This window comes from Pseudomonas putida (assembly GCF_002741075.1).
In the GTDB taxonomy this organism is placed as follows: Bacteria; Pseudomonadota; Gammaproteobacteria; order Pseudomonadales; family Pseudomonadaceae; genus Aquipseudomonas; species Aquipseudomonas putida_T.
The window spans coordinates 2,598,345-2,618,980 of the sequence record NZ_CP016634.1 but is presented as its reverse complement, the minus strand read 5'-3'; the positions used below and the strand labels follow the sequence as shown (position 1 = coordinate 2,618,980).

The window sequence follows — 20,636 nt, the reverse complement described above, 5'->3', positions numbered from 1 at the left end:
TGGAAAGGCGCTACGTTAGTGAGCGCGCGGTCGCCGTGCAAGGTGCCTGGAGGCTTTATTTTCAGGGGGCTGCCCAGTGGTTGGCCGGGCTTGAAGCTTCAAGCTTCAAGTTAAAGCTGCTCTAGCCCGAGCCTGCTTTCTTGTCGCTTGAAACTTGCCGCTTGCCGCTGGGTCAGGCCCCGTGGCACTTCTTGAATTTCTTCTGGCTACCGCAGGGGCACGGGTCATTGCGACCAACGTCTTTCAGGGCGTTGCGCACTGGCTCCTGGTGGCCGTGATTGCAGTGCGGGCCGTGCACGTGGCCGTGGTCGTGATCATGGTGATGGTCGTGACCGTGGTTGCAGTCTGGGCCATGAACATGGGGTTGCTGGGTCATTGCAGGGTTACTCCGGTTGAAGATCGCCGGGGATTATCTCACCACTGCGCGACAAGTGCAGGTCCCGATGGATGATCAGACCGGTGTGCAGGTCGGCCTGCAGTCGATAGTGCAGGGGCTGCTCGCGCTTGAGCATCTTGGCCAAGGGCTTGAGCTTTTGCCACAGGTTGGTGCGGGCCGTGATCTTGAAGGTGCGCTGGGCGTGGCCGCCGACGCTGCGCCACAGGCTGGCTTCATCCTGCACCAGCAGCAGGTCGTTCAGGCGAACCGAATAGTCCAGGCTGCGGATGAACAAGCGGCTGTCGTTGGGGTTCTCGACCCGCACGTGGAGGATGAACTCCTGTTGAAGCAAGCGGGCCTTGACCGTCTCGACCCGGACCAGGTGCACCTGGGGTTCGCGCCAGTCGTCGCCGCCCCAGCTCGCACAGCCGGCCAGCAGCGTCAGCATCAGTGACAGGGCAAGCAGGCGGGCCAGGGGGATCATGGTCAGCTGCCGATGTAACTGGCGCAGCATTTCTTGAATTTCTGGCCGCTGGCGCAGGGGCAAGGGTCATTGCGCCCGGCCTTGAGCGCTACCGTCGGGTCTATGAAGTACCAGCGCCCGTCGTGCTGGACGAATGCGGAGCGCTCGTGGTGCTGGTGATCGCCTTGCTGGTCATGCCAGCGCGCGGTGAAGCTGACGAAGGCATGTTCGGGTTGCCCGCCCAGTACCTCGGCCCGCTCGACCTCCAGGCCAAGCCAGGTGCTGTGGGCACTCCAGGCAGCGATTGCGGCGCGATCCAGACCGGCTTGCTGGGCGGGCAGGGTGGTGTCCACCAGGTAATCGATCAGGCCGAGCACGTAGGCGCAGTAGCGCGAGCGCATCAGTGCCTGGGCATCGGGCGCCGGGGTGCCAGCGTGGTAACGCCCGCAACAGGCATCGAGCAGGTTGCCACTGCCGCAGGGACAGACCGAGACACTCATTGAATCACCACCAGTACTTGCCGAAGTTTTCAGGGTTTGCCCAGAACTTGGCGTTGAGCCAGTCCGGGACCTGCTTGTAGTCATGTAGATCATAGGTGAACAGGCTCAACACCTGCTCGTCTCGGCGGAATTTCTCGCTGGCCGACAGCGCCAGGGCGAAGAAATCCGTGTCCTGCCAGCCGCATGCCTGCAGGTCGGCCAGCACCGCGACGCGGCTGGCATTGAGGTTGCGGATGCCGCCCAGCAACTGAAGCCCCGTGCGCTTGGGCAGGTGCTCCAGGCAATCCACCAGTACCGCCAGGTCAAAGCGCTGGGCGGCAGCCGGTGTAAGCAGCGGGCCCGGCGGGACGACTTCGATATGGACCTGCGGATGCGCCTGGGCGAAGGCATCCAGGGCTGGGAAGCGCGTGCCCACCAGCAACAAGCGTGCAGGTGTGAAGCGCTCGAGCAGGGCTGCCAGGGCCTGCTGCGGGGTGCGCTGGGAGAAACTGTCGATCATTGCCAATCCTCGTTCAGGTCGTCCTAGCCTATCGGGCCAGGGGCGCTCGGCAAAGAGGCGTGATGCCATGTGTGGCTTATTGCTGGCAGAGAGGAGGCGAGCGGTCTTTACTCCGAAGGATCGGTCTTATGCCGATTCCCCCTAGGAGATGCGACAAGATGAGCATAGTACGCACAGCGATACCCCTGGTCCTGCTCACCAGCGTGTTGACTGGTTGTGCAGGTTTACAAAAAACCGACTGGCCGAAGTGTGCTGCCGTCGGGGGTGTAAGTGGCGCGGCCCTCGGCGCCATCGAGAGCTCCAGCTGGGCTGGTTGGGGCGCGCTGCTTGGCGGTGGCTTGGCGGCGGGCTACTGCTGGTCCCATGGCGATGGCGACGAAGATGGCGATGGCGTACCGGACAGCCGTGACAAGTGCCCTGGCACACCGCGCGGTGTACAGGTCGATGCCAACGGTTGTCCACCGGCACCGGCTCCGGTCGAGGAAGTGGTGGTACAGAAGGAAGAAGTCATCGTCATCCGCGACGTGCACTTCGAGTTCGACTCCGCCCGCCTGACTGCCTCGGACAAGGAGCGGCTGAACACCATCGCCACCCGCCTGAAGCAGGAAGCACCCAGCGCTCGCCTGACCGTCACCGGGCATACCGACAGTGTGGGTTCCGATACCTACAATCAGAAGCTGTCCGAGCGTCGTGCCCACTCGGTCACCGACTACCTGGTCGAAAGCGGTGTGCCACGTAGCAGCTTCGTTGCAGTGGTAGGGGCCGGGGAGTCCCAGCCGGTCGCCGACAACGCGACTGCCGATGGTCGTGCCATGAACCGCCGCACTGAGATCAAGATCCAGCGCTGACGGTGTGCGCCCATGCCTTGAGCAGTGGCATGGGCGCGTCTTTACTCGGGTGACCGGTAGAGGCCGGTGACACAGGAGCATTGATCATGGGTGTTATGTCGAAGGCGGCGTTGCCGCTGGTGCTGATAACAAGCCTGCTCGCCGGTTGTGCCACTCATAGCGATGGCCGTGCGCCCCTCAATCAACGAACCTGGCCCCTGTGCAGCCTGCTAGGCGGGCTGGTCGGCGGTGGCTTGGGGGCCATCGAGAATTCCAGTTGGGCCGCCGGCGGTGGAGTGCTTGGTGCAATCGCCGGTGGCTTGATCTGTTACGCCCAGGACGGCGACGAAGATGGCGATGGCGTCTTCGACCGTCGCGACCGTTGTCCTGACACGCCGGCTGGTATGGCGGTCAATCACATGGGCTGCCCGTTGCCGCAGTATCCAACGACGCCCCCAGCGGGTGAAGCGCCGATGCCTGAGGTCATCACCCTGGATGACCAGGGGCAGGTGCTGTTCGCCTTCGACTCGGCGCAGTTGAGCGCTCAGGCCCAGCAACGCTTGCGCGCCTTGCTCCCCCAGCTCAGCGACCCACGCGTGGCCAGCATCAAGGTCATTGGCTATACCGACAGCGTCGGTTCCGATGCCTACAACCAGGGGTTGTCCGAGCAGCGTGCCGGCAGCGTCGCGGAGTTTCTGATCGGTCAGGGGCTGGCAGCGGGCAAGGTGACCAGCCAAGGCCGCGGGGAAAACGAGCCTGTGGCCGACAACGACACAGAGGAAGGGCGCGCCCGTAACCGACGGGTAGAACTGCACCTGAACTGACACCTCTGGCGCCTACCCTGGCATAGGTTTACTGTTGGCTGCACGGCCCGCTCGCACGGGCCTTGCAGCCATAACAACAAATTCAGGGGGCGGGTATGAAGTTCATCCTGGGCCTGGGCAAGGCCCTGACGGTGGTGTTCTGGTGGGTGGTGCTGGTGAACCTGTTCATGCCGCAACCGCTGCCGTTCAATCTGTTGCTCAATGCCGTGGGCATCTTTCTGCTGAGCCTGCATTGCCTGGAAGTGCTCTGCTTCAATGGCAGCCTGCGCGGGCGTAGCCACCGTTGGTTCGATCGACTGCAGATCCTGCTGACGGGCATTTTTCACGTCATGTCCATTCCCAAACCCCTGGAGACGCCACGCCATGCGTAAGTTGATGTTGTTGCTGGCGCTGAGCAGCCCCTTGGCCCAGGCCGAAAGCCTGGACGTCGCGGCCCACTCGGTGCTGCGCCTGCCGAACAAAGCAAGCAGCGTGCACCTGGAGCAATTGCAGGTTGCCGACTCGGCGACGCTGCTCCTACCTGCGACGCTGACGGAACTGAAGGTGGATCGTCTGGTGCTCGGGCGCGATGCACGGATTGCCATTACACCCGCCGAGGCACCTCTGCGTATTGAAACCGGCATTGCCGTGCTTGGTGAGGGCAGCGAAATCAGTGCGCCAGGCGCTGCCGGGACCTATGAACGCGCGGCCCGACCAGGGCGAGACCTGGAGCTCAGGCTGAACGGGTTGCAGGCGCAGCGCTTGTCGATCGATGCCCGAGGCGGTGCCGGTGCGCCAGGTTATGTCGGGCTCGACGGGGCCAACGGCAAGGCTGGCGGTTGCACCTGGGGCCAGGCGAGTCGCGGTGCCAACGGCGATGACGGTGGCAACGGGCACGATGGCGCTTCCGGCGGGCGCATTCGCCTGGCGGTGCCGGATGGATTCCCCGCAGAGCATATCCAGGTCCGGCTCGATGGCGGAGCACCGGGCAAACCGGGGGGCGGCGGGCAAGGCTGGCCTGGGCGGCGCCAGCAAGGGATGCCTTGTTTATCGAACCGACGCCGGTGCGGATGGACGGCCAGGTGTGGAAGGGCAGCCTGGGTTGGCGGGAGCGGCTGGGGAGTTGGTCCTGCAGCGGTTGTGAGCGGGTTTTTTTGGGAGGGTGTCAGAAATTTTGTGTTCGGGCATAACATGAGTAAGAGGTGCATGTATGCCAACCAAAAAGAAACCCCTGCGTGACCTGCCCAAAATCCCCAAAGAGCTGCTGGAGCAATTCGGCGAGGGCTTGATGACCGCAGAAGCTATCGAGGATGCCTCTGCGGCGTTCAAGAAGGCCCTGATCGAACGTGCTCTGCATGCTGAGCTTGGCCACCACCTAGGTTATCCGCCGGGCGCGCAGCGCCCAGAGGATGAAACCAACCAGCGTAACGGCAAGAGTGGCAAGACGGTTTTGACCGGGGATGGCCCGTTGCGGCTGGAGATCCCTCGCGATCGAGACGGAAGTTTTGCGCCCATTCTGATCCCCAAGCATGAGCGCCGTTACACCGGATTCGATGACAAAATCATCGCCATGTACGCCCGTGGAATGACGGTCAGAGAGATCCGGGCCTTCCTGTCAGAGCAGTATGGAACCGACGTTTCACCCGATTTCATCAGCTTTGTAACTGACGAGGTCATGGAAGAGATTGGTGCTTGGCAACAGCGGCCACTGGAGCCGATGTACCCGGTCATTTTCTTTGATGCGCTGCGGGTGAAGATCCGCGAAGAAGGCCTGGTGCGCAACAAGGCCATTTACCTGGCACTGGGCGTTCTCCCCGACGGGACGCGCGACATCTTGGGTATCTGGATCGAAAACACCGAAGGTGCGAAGTTCTGGATGAAGGTCTTTAACGATCTCAAGACGCGTGGTGTCGAGGACGTACTGATTGCCGTGACCGATGGCCTCAAAGGCATGCCAGAGGCTCTCAGCGCCGTGTTTCCAGAGACGACGCTGCAGACGTGCATCGTGCACCTGATCCGCAACAGTCTCGACTTCGCGGCCTGGGACAAGCGCCGGGCACTGGCCAAGGCGCTGAAGCCGATTTACCAGGCTATCAATGCAGAAGCGGCTGAGCAGGCATTGGATGAGTTTGAAAACGGGCCCTGGGGCAAGCAGTATCCAACGGTCGTTGCGGCCTGGAGACGCGCCTGGGATCGAGTGATTCCCTTCTTTGTCTTCCCGCCAGCCATCCGGAAAGTGATCTACACCACCAACGCCATCGAGAGTATCAATGCCCAGCTGCGCAAGATCATCAAGACCCGAGGCCATTTCCCGAACGACGACGCAGCCACCAAGCTGATCTGGCTGGGGCTGCGAAACATCACGGCGAACTGGGGCTCAGCGGCGCATGATTGGAAAAGCGCGATGAATCAATTTGCGATTCTGTACGGAGATCGATTCATCAGGCCAACCTGGTGAGAATCAGGGCCTGCCTAACGGCAGGCCGTTACCGGCCCGCACACAAAAAATCTGACACTTCCACAACTACCTTGAAAAACGCCGCCCAAGCCCAAGCCCAAGCCCAAGCCCAAGCCCAAGCCCAAGCCCAAGCCCAAGCCCAAGCCCACCCCCGGTGTCAGGATAGTTGTCGCCTCACCAGACTTACCTGAAACCATACCCCGGGGGCGGCAAGAGAGCCGTTGTGCCGTACTATTCCTCTGAGCGCAAAACCGAACTGCTCAAGATGCTGGGCCCTCCACTCAACCTGACGATGGCCGAAGTCGCCAGGCGCGAGGGCGTTACTGAAATGTCGCTGTATACCTGGCGCAAACGAGCCAGTGCCGAAGGATGTGTGGTGGTGACCGATCCCAAACACCCGACCGAGAGTTGGTCGGCAGAAATGAAATTCGCGGCTGTCGCCGAATGTGCCAGCTTGTCCGAGATTGAACTGGGTGAATACTGCCGCCGCAAAGGCTTATATCCCGAGCAGATTGCTGCCTGGCGGCAAGCCTTCCTGAGTGGGATGGCCTCTCAAAAAGCGCAGCCCAAGGTCGATCGGGAGCAGGCCCGCCAAGATCAGAAACGCATCAAGCAGCTTGAGCGCGAACTGCGCCGCAAGGATAAGGCGCTGGCTGAAACAGCCGCGTTACTGGTGCTGCGAAAAAAGCTCAACGACTACTGGGGAGTAGACGACGAGGACAATTGACCGCTCTGCCGGAACGGCAACTGCTAGTGGCGTGGCTGACAGAAGCGATCAATGCCGGCGCTCGAAAATCGGTGGCGTGCCAAGAAGTTGGATTGACGCTCAGAACGTTGCAGCGCTGGACTGAAACCCAGGAAATACTGGCGGATGCTCGCACTACCACCGCTCGTGCAGCCCCGGCCAATGCGCTGGACGAGCATGAACGGAAAGTAATTCTCAACCTGTGCAACAGCGCCGAATATGCTCACTTGCCACCCAGCCAGATCGTGCCGAGGCTGGCCGATAGGCAGATCTACGTAGGCTCGGAGTCAACGTTCTATCGTGTGCTTCGAGCTGCCGGGCAGAGGCAGCACCGAGGACGCGCTCAGCGCCCTGGACGTAATGCCGAGCCAACAACGCATGCGGCTCATGCGCCGAATCGTGTGTGGTCGTGGGATATCACGTACCTGCCGTCTTCGGTGCGTGGAAAGTACTACTACCTGTACCTGATCGAGGATATTTACAGCCGCAAGAGCGTCGGCTGGGAGGTGCATGAGGATGAGGACGGCGCCAAGGCCGCAGTGTTGCTGCAAAGGAGCGTGATCAGCGAACAATGCCTGAGAGAGCCCTTGGTACTGCACTCGGACAACGGCGCGCCAATGAAGTCGACCACTTTGCTGAGCAAGATGTATGAGTTAGGCATTACGCCATCGAGGGGCAGGCCGCGTGTCAGCAATGACAATCCGTATTCGGAGGCTCTTTTTAGAACGCTGAAGTACTGTCCGCAATGGCCGGCCAAGGGTTTCGAGACCCTGGATGCTGCAAGATGTTGGGTGCGTGATTTTATCCGTTGGTACAACCACGAACACCGGCACAGCCGGATCCGCTTCGTCACACCGGCAGAGCGTCATCGTGGTCAGGATAGGCAAATCCTTGCCCTGCGCCATGAGCTGTATGAGCAGGCTCGATGCAGGAATCCAGAGCGATGGTCAGGACGCACCCGTAACTGGGAGCCAATTGGGACGGTGCTGTTGAACCCTGATCGGGATCAACAGCACGAGAAGCAAGCTGCATAGCTGGATGGTTGACGCGACAACTACCTTGAAAAACGCCGCCCAAGCCCAACCTCAAACCAAAACCCGCGAACTGGCCACCCCCACAACCACAATCCCCAACAGCAAATTGACCCCAACCATCCGACGAATCCGCCCAAGCACCCCAGCCCCCGCCGCCCAGTCCTCTGCCGCCACCGCCGCCCGCAGCTCCGGCAGCAAAAGCGCCTGAATCCGCATGAACAACGCAAACATGGCAACCCCGCCCCCAATCATCACCTGGATATAACGCGGCGCAGTCTCGAACCCATTGAAGCGCATGTGCAACATCCCAATACCGCTTATCGCCAGAATGACCACCGCCAGCCAGACCCATCGGAAGAAACGTCGGAAAACTTCCACCCACAATTTCAATCGAGCAGGCCCTTCGAGGGCTGAAACCGCCGCTGGCCGCAGTACCAACCAGGCGAAGAACATCCCCCCGACCCAAACCAGGGCCGCAAGGACATGCAGTGTGTAGGGCAGGGCAAAGGCAAGCATCCGGATCTCCATGCGGCATAAAGGGCAATAGCGGGGTATGATAGCCGGCCCATGCGAAACACTGAAAATTTATCCAGCCCTTCGGGCGCCTGCAGACCATGATCAGCAACGAACTCAAAGCCACCATCCAGGGCGCCTATTCGCGTTTTCTCGAAGCCAAGAGCCTCAAGCCGCGCTATGGCCAGCGCCTGATGATCGCTGAAGTGGCCAAGGTACTTGGCGACATCGCCTGTGACGATGAAGGTCGCCGTGCGGGCGAGCCCGCCGTGGTCGCGGTCGAGGCCGGTACCGGTACCGGCAAGACCGTCGCCTACAGCCTGGCCGCCATTCCTGCCGCCAAGGCCGCCGGCAAGCGGTTGGTGATCGCCACCGCAACCGTCGCCCTGCAAGAGCAGATCGTCTTCAAGGATCTGCCCGACCTGATGCGCAGCAGCGGGCTCAACTTCAGTTTCGCCCTGGCCAAGGGCCGTGGCCGCTACCTGTGTCTGTCCAAGCTCGACATCCTGTTGCAGGAGGGCCATGCCCAATCGGCCACCGCGCAGCTGTTCGAGGAAGAAGGCTTTCGTATCGAGGTCGATGAAAAGAGCCAGAAGCTGTTCAACAGCATGATCGAGCGGCTCGCCGGCAATCGCTGGGATGGTGACCGCGACAGTTGGCCCGAGGCGCTGGAAGATCAGGACTGGGCCCGTCTGACCACCGACCACAGCCAATGCACGGGGCGCCATTGCCCGAACTTCCAGCAGTGCGTGTTCTACAAGGCCCGCGAGGGCATGGGCAAGGTCGATGTGATTGTCACCAACCATGACATGGTCCTGGCCGACCTGGCCCTGGGTGGTGGCGCCGTGTTGCCCGATCCGCGCGACACCATGTATGTCTTCGACGAAGGCCATCACCTGCCGGACAAGGCCATTGGCCACTTCGCCCATTATTCGCGGCTGCGCTCGACCGCGGACTGGCTGGAGCAGACTGCCAAGAACCTCACCAAACTATTGGCCCAGCATCCCTTGCCGGGAGATCTGGGCAAGCTGATCGAACAGGTCCCGGAACTGGCGCGGGAAGTCCGTACCCAGCAACAGTTCATGTTCACCCTGTGCGAACAGGTCGCGGACTTCCGTCCCGGTGAAGACATGGAGGGTCGGGAGCGTCCACGCTACCGTTTCGAAGGCGGCGTGGTGCCGGAGCAGATCCGCGAAGTCGGCATCGAGCTGAAGAAAGGCTTCGCCCGTCTCAATGACCTGTTCAGCCGCCTGGCCGACTTGCTCAAGGAAGGCATGGATGGTGAGGTCAACATTGGTATCGCCAGCCACCAGGCCGAGGAGTGGTATCCGCTGTTTGGCAGCCTGGTGACCCGCGCCCAGGGCAACTGGGATCTGTGGACCGCCTTTACCGCCGAAGACCCCGAAGACAGTCCGCCCATGGCCCGCTGGCTCACACTCGCCGAAAGTGGCGCGCTGTTCGATATCGAGGTCAACGCCAGCCCCATCCTCGCCGCCGAAATGCTGCGTCGTAGCTTGTGGAGTGTCGCGCACGGCGCTCTGGTGACCTCCGCGACCCTCACCGCCCTGGGCAAGTTCGATCGATTCCGCATGCGCTCGGGTCTGCCACGCGATGCCGTCACCTGTGTCGTGCCCAGCCCGTTCGTGCATGGCGATGCGGGATTGCTTCGGGTGCCTGACCTGGGGGCCGACCCCCGCGACGTGCCGGGGCACACCGCAGCGATCATCCGCGAGTTGCCTGGCATGCTCGAGGAGGCCCGTGGCGCGTTGGTGCTGTTCTCTTCACGCAAGCAGATGCAGGATGTGTTCGATGGCCTGGACCGGGACTGGCGCAAGCTGGTGCTCATCCAGGGCAACCTGTCCAAACAGGAAACCCTGAACAAGCACAAGGCGCGTGTGGATGATGGCCAGCACAGTGTGCTGTTCGGCCTGGCGAGCTTTGCCGAAGGTGTCGACTTGCCCGGTGCTTACTGTGAACACGTGGTCATCGCCAAGATCCCCTTCGCCGTGCCGGACGATCCGGTCGAGGCGGCCCTGGCCGAGTGGATCGAAGCCCGCGGTGGCAATCCGTTCATGGAGATCGCCGTCCCAGACGCCTCGCTGCGCCTGATCCAGGCCTGTGGGCGCCTGCTGCGTACCGAGCAGGACCGCGGCGTCATCACCTTGCTTGACCGACGTCTGGTCACCCAACGCTATGGCAAGGCTATCCTCAATGCGCTACCGCCGTTCCGGCGGGAGATTTCCTGACGGTCGCGGCTCGGCTGCGACCTGCTGTCCATTACCTGTCACGGGCCCTGGGTCCTGAAGGAGAGCTTCAACCCTATGATCCGCCGCACCCTGCCTGCCATTCTCGCCCTCTTGTTCAGTTCGCCCTTGCTGGCCGGGCAACAGACGTTGTTCAGCTTCGTGCGTCCGGCAGCGGTGGTCAACGTGACCACTACCGATGCCCATATGCCGCAATACAACGCTGAGCAGACCACTGAGGGCGAGGTGCTGCGGCGCGTGGTATTCAACCCTGTGCAGCAGCCGACCTTGCGCCTGAGCCCGCAGAGCGGTGCCTGGGATTGGTCGACTGGCCAGGCCCTGACCCTGCGCTTGCAGAACGCCATGGACTGGGCGTTGACCGTGGACGTGACCGTGCAGGGCAGCGACGGCCGCATCCTGGCCAGTCGCATCGACCTGCCGGCAGGCCCAGCGCAGACGGTGATGGTGCCTTTGCGGGCCCGTTCGCCATTGAGCCAGGGCATGCGTGCCGGGCCGCCCATGCCATGGGTATATGAAGGGCAGCGTGTTCTGCTCGCCAGCAGTGCCGGGGAGGTGGATCTTGCGCAGGTGGTTGGCGTCAGCTTGAGCATTCCCAACCCCAAGGTTGCCCAGAGCTTGCTGATCGAGAAAGTCGGCATCCAGGACGATGACCAGGCGTTCACCGCCGCCTACGAAGGGCTGCTGGACGCCTATGGCCAGTCCACCCGCGGGCGTTGGCCGGAAAAAATCACCACCGATGAGCAGTTGAAGGCCGCTCAGGTACGCGAACAGCAGCAGCTCAAGGGTTGGCTCGATGCCCATGGCAAGCAACAACTGGATGCCTATGGCGGTCTGATGGCCGGGCCCGTATTCGAAGCCAAGGGGTTCTTTCGCACCGAGAAGCGCGATGGCCGTTGGTACCTGGTAACTCCGGACGGGCACGCGTTCTATTCGCTGGGTGTAAATGCCGTGGCCGCCGATGGCGGGCGCACCTACGTGGCGGGCCGCGAAAGCATGTTCAAGGCATTGCCCGGCGAGGGGGAGCCGCTGGCAGCCTTCTATGGACAGGGTAACAACGACGATGGCAATGCCTCATCGCAGGGGCGCAACTTCAAGCAAGGCCGCTGGTTCGACTTCTACGCAGCCAACCTGCACCGCACCTATGGCGGGCCTTGCCCGGCCAGCCCCGCGGCGACGTGCCCTCCGGCGGCCCTGGATGCGGCGCGTTGGCAGATCCATACCCTGGACCGGCTCCAGGCGTGGGGCTTCAATACCCTGGGTAACTGGAGCGACCCAGCGCTGGGCCAGGCTCGGCGGATGCCCTACACTCTGCCATTGTCGATCGTCGGTGACTACACCAGCATCAGCACCGGCATGGACTGGTGGGGTCGTATGCCCGATCCGTTCGACCCGCGCTTTGCCATGGCGACCGAGCGTGCGGTCGCCATTGCTGCCCGGGATCACCGCGATGACCCTTGGCTGATCGGTTACTTCGCCGACAACGAGCTGGCCTGGGCCGCCCCTGGCGATGACCCCAAGGCCCGCTATGGCCTGGCTTACGGCACCTTGCGCCTGACCACCGATGTACCGGCCAAGCGCGCCTTCCTCAAGCAGTTGCGTGACAAGTACCGCAATCAGCAAGGCCTGTCCAAGGCCTGGGGCATCGATCTGCAGGCCTGGGAATTGATGGAAGATCCAGGTTTCGAGGCGCCGTTGCCAAACCCCGAGCATCCTGAGATCGAGCGCGACTACCAATACTTCCAGCAGGTCTTTGCCGAAACCTACTTCAAGACCATCTCCGACGCGCTGAAATGGCATGCCCCCAACCACCTGCTGCTGGGCGGTCGCTATGCAGTGAGCACCCCGGAGGCGGTCAAGGCCTGCGCCGAGTTCTGCGACGTGCTCAGCTTCAACTTCTATACCCTCAAGCCCGAGGATGGCTATGACTTCGCTCGCCTGGCGGAGCTGGACAAGCCTGTATTGGTCTCGGAGTTCCAGTTCGGTTCGCGCGATCGCGGGCCGTTCTGGCCCGGGCCGGTAGAGCTCCCACGGGAGGAGGATCGCGGGCCGGCCTACGGCAACTTCCTCAAGGCGGCACTGGCTCAGCCGATCATCGTCGGGGCGCACTGGTTCCAGTACCTCGATCAGCCGGCCAGCGGGCGCCTGCTCGACGGTGAAAACGGCCACCTTGGCCTGGTGGCTATTACCGATGTGCCGTATCCGGGGTTTGTGGAGGCGGTGCGCAAGAGCAACCAGCAGGCACTCGAGCACGTACGCAAAAGCGTGGAGCACCCTGTGCAGTGAGGGCAGAGGGTGGTTACGCGGCCGTTTGGCAATTCAACGCATGTATAGCGGCCTCGAGCCACCTATGACCATCCGGCCACATTCAGTTTGCAAATCGGCCAACTACTGGAACAATGCACGACTTTCGTTGAGATGAGTCGTACGGAGAGCTGTCGGGTGCAGATCCAGGGTCACTATGAGCTGAAGTTCGAGGCGGTGCGTGAAGCCTTCGCCGCGTTGTTCGACGATCCCCAGGAGCGTGGCGCGGGGCTGTGCATCCAGGTTGGCGGCGAGACCGTGGTCGATCTGTGGGGCGGCAGTGCCGACAAGGATGGCCGCGAAGCCTGGCACAGCGACACCATTGCCAACCTGTTCTCGTGCACCAAGACCTTCACTGCCGTCACCGCGCTGCAACTGGTCGGGGAGGGCAAGCTCGCCTTGGACACTCCTGTGGTGCGCTACTGGCCCGAATTCGGCCAGGCCGGTAAAGAGTCCGTGACCTTGCGCCAGTTGCTCAGCCATCGAGCGGGTCTGCCGGCCATTCGTGAACTACTGCCGGCCGAGGCGCTTTACGACTGGCAAGCCATGGTCGATGCCCTGGCAGCCGAAGCCCCCTGGTGGACGCCGGGCACCGAGCACGGTTATGCCGCCATCACCTATGGCTGGCTGATCGGGGAGTTGATCCGACGTGTCGATGGGCGTGGCCCGGGCGAGTCGATCGTCGCCCGTACCGCGCGTCCCCTGGGTCTGGACTTCCATGTCGGTCTGGCGGACGAAGAGTTCCATCGGGTGGCGCATATCGCCCGTGGCAAGGGCAACCCTGGCGATGCCGCGGCCCAGCGCCTGCTGCAGGTGACCCTGCGTGAGCCCGAAGCCTTGTCCACCCGCGCCTTCACCAATCCGCCGGCCATTCTCACCAGCACCAACAAACCTCAATGGCGACGCATGCAGCAGCCAGCGGCCAATGGCCATGGCAATGCCCGTAGCCTCGCGGGTTTCTACGCCGGCCTACTCGACGGCAGCCTGCTGGAATCGGAGTTGCTCGATGAGCTGACCCGCGAGCACAGCCTTGGCCAGGACCGGACCCTGCTGACCCAGACCCGCTTCGGCCTGGGCTGCATGCTCGACCAACCTGATGTGGCCAACGCCACGTTCGGCCTGGGCGCCCGGGCCTTCGGACACCCAGGCGCTGGTGGTTCGGTCGGTTTTGCCGATCCGGAGCACGACGTGGCCTTCGGTTTCGTGACCAATACGCTGGGGCCCTATGTGCTGATGGACCCTCGCGCTCAGAAGCTGGTACGTGTCCTTGGCACTTGCCTTTGATCGGGTAGTGCGGGTATTGCCCAGGTCCTTTGACTATCCTCAATGCCAACGCCTGATGTGTGTTGGCAAAATTTCTTTCTATTTCATGGTGTATCGCTGATGTCTTCACATAAAACCTTAGCACTCGCTCTGTGCCTTGCCGTTACCGGTTGTGCCCAGCATTCGCAAAATGCCTCGAGCGACGCAGGTCATAGCTGGTGGCCATTCGGCTCGGACAAAGTGGCCGAGCAGGAAGTGAAGGAAGCCGTGACCGAGAAAGTGGCCAAGGCGGATGCCAAGTCCGAGAGCGGCAGCCGCTGGTGGTGGCCATTTGGTGGTGACGACAAGCAGGCCAAGGGGCCGGTGGTACCGAAGATCGACCAGAAGGCCACCCAGGCCTGGCTTGACGAGTACGAGCCCAAGCTGCGTGAGGCAATCAAGGACAGCAAGTTCGAGTTGGAGCGCCGCGACAACGTGCTCGCGGTGACCATCCCGGTGGATGGTTCCTACAACCCGGATCGTCCTAACATGCTGCTGCCGATGACCTTGGGCCCGATCACCCGTGTGGCCAAGACCGTCGAAACCGACCCCAAGACCGCCGTGCTGATTCTTGGCCATGCCGACACCACTGGCGCTGCTGCAGCCAACCAGAAGCTCAGCTTGGAGCGCGCAGCCTCGGTATCGGCGATTTTCCGCCTCAGCGGCTTGCAGCGTGACCGTCTGAGCCTCAAGGGCATGGGCTCGGTGATGCCACGTGCCGCCAACGACAGTGCCGAAGGCCGCGCGCTGAACCGTCGGGTAGAAATGCTGCTGACCCCACAGAACACCATGGTCGCCTTGCTGGCCAAGTACCAGCAGGCAGCACCTGCGCCTGCACCTGCATCCATGGTCGCCACCCAGGATGCTCCGGCCCCTGCAACCAAGGCCGCCGCGAGCAAACCTGCGGCGAAGACTGCCGCCAAGCCAGCGGCCAAAAAGCCAGCCGCCAAGGCCAAGGCTCCTGCCAAAGCCACAGCGAAGAAGAAAGCCGCACCGGCCAAGCCGGTTGCAAAGAAGGCCACGGCTGAAAAGAAAGTAGCCTCTGCGAAGACCAATTGATCGTCAAGGAAACGCAGTCATGACCCAAACCCTGGCCGATATGCGCCGCGACTACACCCGTGATGGCCTGGCCGAAACCCAGGCGCCGGCTGAGCCGTTCGCCCTGTTCCATCAGTGGTTCGGCGAAGCCGTGAAAACCGAGCAAGCGCCGGTTGAAGCCAATGCCATGACCCTCGCCACTGTCGATGAGCACAGCCGTCCTCACTGCCGAGTCCTATTGCTCAAAGGGCTCGACGAGCGCGGTTTTACCTTCTTCACCAACTACGACAGCGCCAAGGGCCAACAACTGCTGGCCAATCCGTTCGCTGCCATGACGTTCTTCTGGCCGGCGCTGGAACGTCAGGTGCGCATCGAAGGGCGGGTTGAGAAAGTGACGGCCAAGGAGTCCGACGATTATTACCAGGTGCGCCCGCTGGGAAGTCGCCTGGGGGCCTGGGCCTCGCCGCAGAGCCGAGTGATTGCCGGTCGTGAGGAACTCGAAGGCCTGGTCAAGGCCACTGAGGCGCGCTTCTCCGATACCCAACCCCATTGCCCTGAGCATTGGGGGGGGTATCGCCTGTTGCCTGAGCGAATCGAGTTCTGGCAGGGCCGCGCCAGCCGGCTGCACGATCGCCTGAACTATCGTTGGGTCGAGGGCCAGTGGCTGCGTGAGCGCCTGGCACCTTAATCCTGGTAGGCCGCGGCCTGGCGTTCAAGCCAGGCCGACAGTGCCTTTCGCTTGATCTTCTGCTCCCGCGCTTGTTCCAGGCATCCGAGCATGTAGGCCCGCTTGGCCGGGTTTTCCCCCGCCAACGACAAGGCCAGGTCGCGGTCCATCCAGCGGCGCATGCGCACGTACAGCCACCAATGGAAGTACAGGCCTGTGACAGTCACCACAACGACGATGAAGTAATCCATGGCTATCCTTGGTCTCGATGATCGAGCCCGCAACAAAGGGTATGCAGGCTGTACTGAAGCTGAATAAAAGCAAATTTGTAACGTCTGTGTCGTGACAGTCATCAACGCGCGGGGTCTAATGGACACCTGACTTATGGAGAGTTTCCCATGCGTAAATCCGTTTTGCTGGTGGCGAGTTTCACCACCATGTCGCTGCTGCTCGGCGGTTGTGCTTCCAGTCTGACCGGCGACAGCTATTCCCGAGATGAGGCCCGCCGTGTACAGACCGTGCGCATGGGTACCATCGAGTCCCTGCGCCCGGTGAAAATCGAAGGCACCAAGACCCCGATCGGCGGTGGTGCAGGTGCCGTGGTCGGCGGTGTGGCCGGTAGCGCCATCGGTGGCGGTCGCGGCAGCATCGTCGCCGCCGTGATCGGTGCCGTGGCCGGTGGCTTGGCAGGCTCCGCCGCCGAAGAAGGCTTGACCCGCACCCAGGGTGTGGAAATCACCGTTCGCGAAGACGACGGCAGCATGCGCGCCTATGTGCAGCAAGTGCAGCAAAACGAAATCTTCCGTGTGGGTGAGCGTGTGCGCATCATGACCGTCGATGGCACCAGCCGAGTGACGCACTGACCGTCCTGCGGCAATGAAAAACCCCGACTCGGCCTAGGCCGGTCGGGGTTTTTTGATGCCGTAATGATTCAGTTGACGGGCTTGCGGCTGGCCATCGCAGTGATCGCGTATCCGATCAGCGCAGCGCACAGAGAGCCTGTCAGGATGCCCATGCGGTCCATACCGGCGAACTCGCTGGCCCCGGGCACGAAGGCCAGGGAGCCGACGAACAAGCTCATGGTGAAGCCGATACCGCACAGGATCGCAACACCCAGCACCTGCCCCCAGTTTGCGCCTGCTGGCAGCGCGGCCAGGCGCAGCTTGACCGCAAGCCAGGTCAGGCCGAATACGCCGACCGTCTTGCCCAGCAACAAGCCGACGGTAATCCCCAAGGGCACGGGGTGGGTGAAGCTGTCCAGGGTCATGCCTGCGAGAGAGACACCGGCATTGGCAAAGGCGAACAGGGGAAGGATCGCATAGGCGACCCAGGGATGCAGGGCATGCTCCAGGCGCAGCAGCGGTGACGAGGCTGCATGACGGGTGCGCAGCGGAATGCACAGGGCCAGGGCCACACCGGCCAGGGTTGCATGGACGCCGCTCTTGAGCACGCAGACCCAGAGGATCAGGCCCACCAGCAGGTAGGGCGTCAGCTTGATCACACCTAGCCGGTTCATAGCCATCAGGGTCAGGAGGCAAGCACCTGCCAGCATCAGCGAAACGTTCGACAGGGTGCCGGAGTAGAACAGGGCGATGATGACGATGGCACCCAGGTCATCGATGATCGCCAGGGTCATCAGGAACAGTTTCAGCGACACCGGTACCCGCTTGCCGAGCAGGGCCAGCACGCCCAGGGCGAACGCGATATCGGTGGCAGTGGGGATAGCCCAGCCGGCGATGGCTGCCGGGTTGTCCCGATTGACGAACCAGTAGATCAGCGCGGGGACCACCATACCGCCGATGGCCGCCGTGGCGGGTAGGATCACCTGGGAGGGTTTGGACAACTGACCCTCGACGACCTCGCGCTTGACTTCCAGGCCGATCAGCAGAAAGAACAGCGCCATCAGACCGTCGTTGATCCACAACAGCAGTGGCTTGGCGATCTGCAGGGCTCCTACTTGAACGGCGACCGGCACGTCGAGCAGACCGCCGTACAGGTAGGAAAGGGGGGAGTTGTTGATGATCAGGGCGAGGACCGCCGCGGCGATCAGCAGCAGGCCACCGGCGGCCTCCAGCTGGAGAAAACGGGAAATAAGGGTACGCACGGCCTGAGGGGTCTCCATGAACGGGCTCGGATGAAAAAGACGTACACCCTAGCGTGGGGGCCTTGGGTAATGGAACAAAAACGCCCTGCGCTTTTGTTATAGGTTTTTACGGCTCGATGTGCGAAGCCTAAAGGGCTTTTACCGGATGTGGGGACGGAAAAAGTCTGGTATGAATTAGCGTTTTTTCTGATATTCGTGGCTCAGTTGAGGGCTGTAAGCCAGCCCTCAACGCTGTCTGGATCAGGCATCGAGCCCAAGCATGTCCCGCGCCACGGCCTCTGCGATACGAATGCCATCCACGCCTGCGGAGAGGATGCCACCGGCATAGCCTGCGCCTTCACCTGCCGGGAACAACCCTTTGAGGTTAAGGCTTTGATAGTCCGAGCCCCGGGTGATGCGCACAGGCGAGGACGTGCGTGTTTCGATGCCGGTCAGCACCGCATCGTGCAAGTTGTAGCCCTTGATCTGACGGTCGAACGCCGGCAGTGCTTCGCGGATGGCCTCGATGGCGAAATCTGGCAGGCTCGGTGCCAGGTCGCCCAGGGTCACACCTGGCTTGTAGGAAGGTTCGACGCTGCCCAGCTCAGTAGAAGGACGACCAGCGACGAAATCGCCTACCAACTGTGCAGGCGCCTGGTAGTTGCTGCCGCCCATCACATAGGCGTGGGACTCCAGGCGTTCTTGCAGCTCGATACCGGCCAGCGGGCCGCCTGGGTAGTCGCGTTCAGGGTCGATGCCGACGACGATGCCGGAGTTGGCGTTGCGCTCGTTGCGTGAGTACTGGCTCATGCCGTTGGTGACCACACGGCCTGGCTCGCTGGTGGCGGCGACCACGGTGCCGCCCGGACACATGCAGAAGCTGTAGACCGAACGGCCATTCTTGGCATGGTGCACCAGTTTATAGTCGGCTGCGCCCAACTTGGGGTGCCCGGCATATTTACCCAGGCGTGCTTTGTCGATCAGCGACTGTGGGTGCTCGATGCGGAAGCCGACCGAGAACGGCTTGGCCTCCATGTAGATGCCCTTGGCATGGAGCATGCGGAAGGTATCGCGCGCGCTGTGGCCCAAGGCCAGGACCACATGGCGCGAGTGCAGCTGTTCGCCGTTCTCCAGGACCACGCCGGTCAGTTGACCATCATCGATCAGCAGGTCGGTGACTTTTTGCTCGAAGCGGACTTCCGCGCCCAGGGCGATCATGTCCTGGCGCATCTGCTCGACCATGCCGGTCAGACGGAACGTACCGATATGCGGTTTGTTGATGTAAAGGATCTCATCCGGCGCACCAGCCTTGACGAACTCTTCCAGGACCTTGCGGCCATGGTGGTTCGGGTCCTTGATCTGGCTGTAGAGCTTGCCGTCGGAGAAAGTGCCGGCGCCACCTTCACCGAACTGGACGTTGGATTCGGGGTTGAGCACGCTCTTGCGCCACAGGCCCCAGGTGTCCTTGGTGCGCTGGCGCACTTCCTTGCCACGCTCCAGGATGATCGGACGAAAGCCCATCTGCGCCAGCAACAGGCCCGCGAAGATGCCACAGGGGCCGAAACCGACCACGATCGGGCGCTCCTGCAGGCCTGCGGGCGCATGGCCGACGAACTTGTAGCTGACATCGGGGGAGACACCGATGTTGCGATCGTCAGCGAACTTGCGCAGCAGTTGCGCTTCGTTACTCGCCTCCAGGTCAATGGTGTAGATGAACAGCATTTCGCTGTTCTTCTTGCGGGCATCGTAGCTGCGCTTGAACAGGGTGAAGCTGAGCAGTTGCTCATCGGCGATACCCAGGCGCTCGACGATCGCTTCGCGCAGGGCTTCATCGGAGTGGTCCAGGGGCAGCTTCAGTTCGGTGATTCGTAGCATGGCAGGGTCCAGTATCCCGGCCTTGGGGCGGCCGGCGGCTTTACACAAACCGCCAAGTATAAGCTGTTAGCCTTCCTGACTGGAGGATAAAAGCGCCCCGGCGATCAGTTGTCCCGGGCTCCGCCGTAGTAGCCGCAGCCCTGCAGGGTCTGGCCATCAATACGCAGCTCGGCACGCAGGTGGCGAACAGCCCCGGTGGCGCTATCGATGCAGCGTTGTGGGGCGACCCACAGCTCGATGCGCTGGCCGTTGGCTTCGCTGGAAAGGCTCAAACCACCGCCAGGCATCTGCTCTTCCAGGTAAGGCAGAGGCAATGGGTCCTTGCCGACACGCTCCAGCACCATGCCCTTGCCGCTGGCCTTGATCGCCCAGTCCGGCTCGTGGCCGCCAGCGCGCAGGGTCAGTTGCTTGAAGTTGGGGTCTTCGCAGGCCTGCGTGGAAGGTTCGAGGCGGTACAGGCGTTGTACTTCGAGGCGACCGTCGTTGTTGGCCTGCTTGCTGCCGGTCAGGCTGCCGCGCACGTCGGCGAACAGCTTGTCGCCTGCATCGTCAGCCAGGTTGGCCGCTTCCTGCAGGATGCCGGTGCTGGCTGCATCGCTGATCACGAAGCGGCGAGCTTCGTTGCAGGGCTTGAACAGCAATTGGCCGCCCCCGGCGCTCAACTCGCCCTGCATGCGGGTAGTGCCGATGTTCGGATCGACCGGCTTGTCCGCCATCAGCTGGCAGCCGGTGAACAGCGGCAGCAGGGTGGCGAGCAGCAGGGGAGGGGTGAGGCGCATGGGGCGGGCTCCGAAAACGTTGCAAAAGAGCTGGCCACGTTACTCAGGCTGGACGTCGATCACAAGCGCCGGGTTGTCTGTGCTGGCCGGTTCGCGGGCTTGTCCCGCG

20 protein-coding genes and 1 pseudogene are annotated in these 20,636 nt (G+C 62.3%); 12 read left to right on the top strand and 9 right to left on the bottom strand.

The window, feature by feature from the left end; translation table 11 throughout:
• Positions 1-172 precede the first annotated feature (172 nt).
• Genes IEC33019_RS12175 through IEC33019_RS12160 form a run of 4 tightly spaced genes read right to left on the bottom strand, consistent with a single transcriptional unit; the run spans position 173 to position 1,838 of the window.
• Complete coding sequence (locus tag IEC33019_RS12175; protein WP_011532538.1) at positions 173-376, bottom strand: SEC-C metal-binding domain-containing protein; 204 nt, start codon at positions 374-376, stop codon at positions 173-175.
• A 7-nt stretch (positions 377-383) separates the two neighbouring features.
• Positions 384-860 (bottom strand): LEA type 2 family protein, encoded by a 477-nt coding sequence (locus tag IEC33019_RS12170; protein WP_070093568.1) that lies wholly within the window; start codon positions 858-860, stop codon positions 384-386.
• Between the two features lie 2 nt (positions 861-862).
• A complete protein-coding gene (locus tag IEC33019_RS12165) occupies positions 863-1,339 on the bottom strand; it encodes a YchJ family protein (RefSeq protein WP_070093512.1) in 477 nt (158 codons plus the stop codon).
• A 4-nt stretch (positions 1,340-1,343) separates the two neighbouring features.
• A complete protein-coding gene (locus tag IEC33019_RS12160; RefSeq protein WP_070093511.1) occupies positions 1,344-1,838 on the bottom strand; it encodes a DUF6231 family protein in 495 nt (164 codons plus the stop codon).
• A 158-nt stretch (positions 1,839-1,996) separates the two neighbouring features.
• On the opposite strand from IEC33019_RS12160, the gene IEC33019_RS12155 reads away from it, so the two are divergent.
• The 6 genes and pseudogenes from IEC33019_RS12155 to IEC33019_RS12130 all read left to right on the top strand — a co-directional run bounded on the left by IEC33019_RS12155 (position 1,997) and on the right by IEC33019_RS12130 (position 7,705).
• The gene (locus IEC33019_RS12155) at positions 1,997-2,686 is read left to right on the top strand and encodes an OmpA family protein (RefSeq protein WP_070093510.1); all 690 of its coding nucleotides are present in this window, start codon (positions 1,997-1,999) and stop codon (positions 2,684-2,686) included.
• Positions 2,687-2,772: 86 nt separating this feature from the next.
• Positions 2,773-3,489, top strand: a complete 717-nt coding sequence (locus tag IEC33019_RS12150) for an OmpA family protein (protein WP_070093509.1) — start codon at positions 2,773-2,775, stop codon at positions 3,487-3,489.
• 95 nt (positions 3,490-3,584) lie between these two features.
• Positions 3,585-3,860: a DUF1145 domain-containing protein gene (locus IEC33019_RS12145; protein ID WP_070093508.1), complete on the top strand. Its 276-nt coding sequence runs from the start codon at positions 3,585-3,587 to the stop codon at positions 3,858-3,860.
• Positions 3,853-4,612: pseudogene (locus tag IEC33019_RS12140) on the top strand (collagen-like protein). The gene IEC33019_RS12145 and the pseudogene IEC33019_RS12140 overlap by 8 nt, the downstream one beginning before the upstream one ends.
• A gap of 66 nt (positions 4,613-4,678) precedes the next feature.
• The gene (locus tag IEC33019_RS12135; RefSeq protein ID WP_099593416.1) at positions 4,679-5,926 is read left to right on the top strand and encodes an IS256 family transposase; all 1,248 of its coding nucleotides are present in this window, start codon (positions 4,679-4,681) and stop codon (positions 5,924-5,926) included.
• A gap of 223 nt (positions 5,927-6,149) precedes the next feature.
• Positions 6,150-7,705, top strand: a protein-coding gene (locus tag IEC33019_RS12130; RefSeq protein WP_099593264.1) for an IS3 family transposase whose coding sequence is annotated in 2 segments (ribosomal slippage) — positions 6,150-6,615 and positions 6,615-7,705 — 1,557 coding nt in all. Because the reading frame shifts where the segments join, the coding sequence is not laid out codon by codon here.
• A 51-nt stretch (positions 7,706-7,756) separates the two neighbouring features.
• On the opposite strand, the gene IEC33019_RS12125 is transcribed toward IEC33019_RS12130, so the two are convergent.
• Positions 7,757-8,221 carry a CopD family protein gene (locus tag IEC33019_RS12125; protein ID WP_070094367.1) on the bottom strand — a complete coding sequence of 155 codons (465 nt, stop codon included), beginning with the start codon at positions 8,219-8,221 and terminating at the stop codon, positions 7,757-7,759.
• 98 nt (positions 8,222-8,319) lie between these two features.
• On the opposite strand from IEC33019_RS12125, the gene dinG reads away from it, so the two are divergent.
• The 5 genes from dinG to pdxH all read left to right on the top strand — a co-directional run bounded on the left by dinG (position 8,320) and on the right by pdxH (position 15,811).
• Entirely contained in the window at positions 8,320-10,464 is a 2,145-nt protein-coding gene (dinG, locus tag IEC33019_RS12120; RefSeq protein WP_070094366.1) for an ATP-dependent DNA helicase DinG, read from the top strand.
• A 75-nt stretch (positions 10,465-10,539) separates the two neighbouring features.
• The gene (locus IEC33019_RS12115; protein ID WP_070094365.1) at positions 10,540-12,765 is read left to right on the top strand and encodes a beta-galactosidase; all 2,226 of its coding nucleotides are present in this window, start codon (positions 10,540-10,542) and stop codon (positions 12,763-12,765) included.
• Between the two features lie 156 nt (positions 12,766-12,921).
• Entirely contained in the window at positions 12,922-14,067 is a 1,146-nt protein-coding gene (locus IEC33019_RS12110; RefSeq protein WP_070094364.1) for a serine hydrolase domain-containing protein, read from the top strand.
• Positions 14,068-14,166: 99 nt separating this feature from the next.
• The gene (locus IEC33019_RS12105) at positions 14,167-15,144 is read left to right on the top strand and encodes an OmpA family protein (RefSeq protein ID WP_070094363.1); all 978 of its coding nucleotides are present in this window, start codon (positions 14,167-14,169) and stop codon (positions 15,142-15,144) included.
• Between the two features lie 19 nt (positions 15,145-15,163).
• Positions 15,164-15,811, top strand: a complete 648-nt coding sequence (gene pdxH / locus IEC33019_RS12100) for a pyridoxamine 5'-phosphate oxidase (protein ID WP_070094362.1) — start codon at positions 15,164-15,166, stop codon at positions 15,809-15,811.
• On the opposite strand, the gene IEC33019_RS12095 is transcribed toward pdxH, so the two are convergent.
• Positions 15,808-16,041: a hypothetical protein gene (locus IEC33019_RS12095; protein WP_070094361.1), complete on the bottom strand. Its 234-nt coding sequence runs from the start codon at positions 16,039-16,041 to the stop codon at positions 15,808-15,810. The two genes, pdxH and IEC33019_RS12095, sit on opposite strands and share 4 nt — an antisense overlap.
• A gap of 147 nt (positions 16,042-16,188) precedes the next feature.
• On the opposite strand from IEC33019_RS12095, the gene IEC33019_RS12090 reads away from it, so the two are divergent.
• A complete protein-coding gene (locus tag IEC33019_RS12090) occupies positions 16,189-16,653 on the top strand; it encodes a glycine zipper 2TM domain-containing protein (protein ID WP_043213112.1) in 465 nt (154 codons plus the stop codon).
• Between the two features lie 68 nt (positions 16,654-16,721).
• Here the strand turns inward: IEC33019_RS12090 and nhaA are convergent, their stop codons facing one another.
• The 3 genes from nhaA to IEC33019_RS12075 all read right to left on the bottom strand — a co-directional run bounded on the left by nhaA (position 16,722) and on the right by IEC33019_RS12075 (position 20,527).
• Positions 16,722-17,912: a Na+/H+ antiporter NhaA gene (gene nhaA, locus IEC33019_RS12085; RefSeq protein ID WP_070094360.1), complete on the bottom strand. Its 1,191-nt coding sequence runs from the start codon at positions 17,910-17,912 to the stop codon at positions 16,722-16,724.
• 222 nt (positions 17,913-18,134) lie between these two features.
• Complete coding sequence (locus IEC33019_RS12080; RefSeq protein ID WP_070094359.1) at positions 18,135-19,748, bottom strand: NAD(P)/FAD-dependent oxidoreductase; 1,614 nt, start codon at positions 19,746-19,748, stop codon at positions 18,135-18,137.
• A gap of 104 nt (positions 19,749-19,852) precedes the next feature.
• Positions 19,853-20,527 (bottom strand): COG3650 family protein, encoded by a 675-nt coding sequence (locus tag IEC33019_RS12075; protein ID WP_070094358.1) that lies wholly within the window; start codon positions 20,525-20,527, stop codon positions 19,853-19,855.
• Between the last annotated feature and the right edge of the window lie 109 nt (positions 20,528-20,636).